This is a genomic window from Spirillospora sp. NPDC049652, assembly GCF_040675125.1.
Classification (GTDB): Bacteria; Actinomycetota; Actinomycetes; order Streptosporangiales; family Streptosporangiaceae; genus Spirillospora.
Map to the genome: position 1 here is coordinate 1 of NZ_JBFAOF010000923.1, position 2,809 is coordinate 2,809.

The window sequence follows — 2,809 nt, forward strand, 5'->3', positions numbered from 1 at the left end:
CGCGCGACGACGGGCCGACGTTCGCGATGGTCCGCGCCGCGCGGACGCTCGGCTGCTTCCAGATCGAGTCGCCCGGCCAGCGCGAGCTGGTCGCCAAGCTGCTGCCGCGCACGGTCGGCGACCTGGTCGTGGACATCTCCCTGTTCCGTCCCGGGCCGGTCGGCTCGGACATGGTGAATCCGTTCCTGGACGCCCGGCACGGCCGCCGCCCGGCGGTCTTCCCGCACCCCGACCTGGAGCCGGTGCTGCGCGAGACCCAGGGCGTCGTCGTCTGGCACGAGCAGGTGCTCCGCGTCCTGGACGTCATGACCGGGTGCGGCCTGTCCGACGCCGAGGGCATGCGCCGCCGGATGTCCAGCGCGGAGGGCCTGGAGGCGGTCGGGACGTGGTTCCGGGAGCGGGCGGACGCGCGCGGGTACGACGCCGCGACGGTCGAGCGGGTCTGGCGGACGCTCGCCGCGTTCGGCGCGTTCGGGTTCTGCAAGGCGCACGCCGCGTCGTTCGCGCTGCCCACCTACCAGTCGGCGTGGCTGAAACGGCACCACACGGCCGCGTTCTTCGCCGGGGTCCTCACCCACGACCCCGGCATGTACCCGAAGCGGGTCATCCTGGACGACGCGCGGCACTTCGGCGTGCCGATCCTGCCGCTGGACGTCAACCGGTCGGCGGCGCTCTGGCGGGTCGAGGACGGCGGGATCCGGGTGGCGCTCACCGAGGTCCGGGGGATCGGCGAGTCCGAGGTCGAGCGGATCGTCGCGCGCCGCCCGTACGCCTCGCTCGGCGACTTCTGGCGGCGGGCCCACGCGTCCCGGCCGACCGTGGAGCGGCTCGTCCTCGCGGGCGGGTTCGACGCGCTGTACCGCGGCACCCCGGTCGGCCGCCGCGACCTGCTGTGCCGGGTCGGCGCGCTCGACCGGGCGTCCTCGGTGCGGCCGTCCGCCGGGCTGGTCGAGGGCCAGCTCCCGCTCGGCGACGCGCCCGACGGCGACGATGGGCACGGCGGCGGGGGTCTCGGGACGCCCGAGCCGGGGATGCTGGAGGACGTCCCGCTGGGCGAGCTGCCGCCGATGGCGCCGTCGGAGATCGTGGAGGCCGAGCTCGACATCCTCGGCATGGACGTCAGCCGGCACGTGATCAGCTTCTACGGCGACCTGCTGCGCGCGCTCGGCGTGGTCCCGGCCCGCGACCTGCCGGACCGGGACAAGGGGGAGGAGGTGCTGGTCGCGGGGGTGAAGGTGGCGACGCAGACCCCGGCCGTCCGGTCCGGGCAGCGGGTGATCTTCGCGACCCTGGACGACGCGACCGGCCCGGTCGACCTGACCTTCTTCGAGTCCGTCCAGGACCGCTGCGCCGCCACGGTGTTCGGCTCGTGGCTGCTGCTCGCGCGCGGCCGCGTGCACAAGCCGGGCTTCCGCGCCGCGTCGCTGACCGCGTCCGAGTGCTGGGACCTCGGCGTGCTGGACGCGGCGTGGCGCGAGGGCGGGATCGGGGCCGTCCGGCGGCTCATGGCGGCGTCCGGGCCGCCCCGGGGCCGTCCGATCGGCCGCCGGACGACCTACGCCTCGGGGTTCGCGGCCAGCCCGTACGCCGACGTCGGCCACGCGGGCCCGCAGGTCAGGCGTCCGCCCGCGGCCCGCCTCTGGCACACCAGCCAGGGCAGCTCCGGCCCGACCGACCCTTGACCGGTCGTCTCCTTAGTCGGGGCGGGCGATCTGGAGGCGGGTCACCTGGTAGACGACGCTCATCGCGAGGGTCGCCGCGAGGGCCTGGAAGGCGGCCGCCGCCACGCCCAGGTGGACGGTGAGGCGCGCGTCGGCGAGCGAGTCGGCCCCGCCGCGCGCGAACGACCGGGACAGCAGCAGGGCGAGCAGGACGCTCAGCCACCACGCGCCGATCAGGCCCCCGGCGGCGTGCCGCTGCGACATCCGGTAGCGGCCGGTGGTCACCAGGACGTCGTACAGCAGGCGCGGCGGCACCCACAGGTTCGCCACCGGGACGAGCCAGCCGAACACCACCCAGCCCCGGCGGTGCCGGTGCGGGCCGGGCGACTGGGTGTAGGCCCGCCACAGCCATGAGACGAACATGACCCCGGTGACGGCGGCGAGCACCGCGCAGATGACGAACAGGTCGGAGAACGGGAGCAGGGAGTGCCGGGTCGAGGCCGGGTCGTAGCCGTCCTGGGTGGCCGTCCGCAGCGGATGGGACATCCGGACCAGGCTGATCCCGGCGCCCAGCGCGAGGAACGCGTGGAAGCCCAGCAGCATGAACACCGCGACCCCGACGGCCCGGAAGTCCCTGCGCCTGGCCCATGCTCCGCAGGCCGGGCAGCGCGCGACGTCCGCCGGGACGATGTCGCCGCACAGCGCACACGGCATGGGGGACACCTCCGAGGACTTTCTAGTCCATTGCCTCGGATACTACGTACCTTTGACCCGCGCCGCGCGCCGTGGGCCGAGCACGGTCAACCGCACGGGCCCGACATCTGTCACCGGGAGGAGCGGGGTGTGGGTCACTGCCAGAGGACGGCGCGGGTGACGGCGTAGGCCGCCCCGAGGGTCAGCGCGAGCCAGAGCGCGGCCGTGCCGAGCGCGGTCGGCCCGCCGCGCAGGATCCGGTCCAGGCGTCCTCCGGTCGCGACGATCAGCGTCCACCACTGCACGGCCATGAACACCGTCGCGAACGCGGAGCCGAAGCCGGTGAAGGCGAAGCCGAGCACCAGCGTCACCGGGGTGATCGCGTGCAGGAACACCGCCGTGCCGTCCGCGCCGGCGCGGCGCAGCAGGGCCAGGACCGCGCCCCAGCCGAGGGC

The 2,809-nt window shown here is 75.1% G+C and carries 3 protein-coding genes; 1 reads left to right on the plus strand and 2 read right to left on the minus strand.

Annotated features, from left to right (window positions below):
- Window positions 1-1,682, plus strand: a 1,682-nt coding sequence (locus AB0J52_RS34900; protein WP_500187169.1) for a helix-hairpin-helix domain-containing protein, incomplete at its 5' end; no start/stop codon positions are given.
- Between the two features lie 12 nt (window positions 1,683-1,694).
- On the opposite strand, the gene AB0J52_RS34905 is transcribed toward AB0J52_RS34900, so the two are convergent.
- Entirely contained in the window at window positions 1,695-2,375 is a 681-nt protein-coding gene (locus AB0J52_RS34905; RefSeq protein WP_500187170.1) for a DUF4328 domain-containing protein, read from the minus strand.
- Between the two features lie 134 nt (window positions 2,376-2,509).
- Window positions 2,510-2,809: hypothetical protein (locus tag AB0J52_RS34910; RefSeq protein ID WP_500187171.1), on the minus strand; the 300-nt coding region annotated here is incomplete at its 5' end.

Excerpts from the sequence above, each read along its gene's own strand:
- AB0J52_RS34905 (WP_500187170.1), bottom strand. The coding sequence starts at position 2,375 with ATGCCGTGTGCGCTGTGCGGCGACATCGTCCCGGCGGACGTCGCGCGC.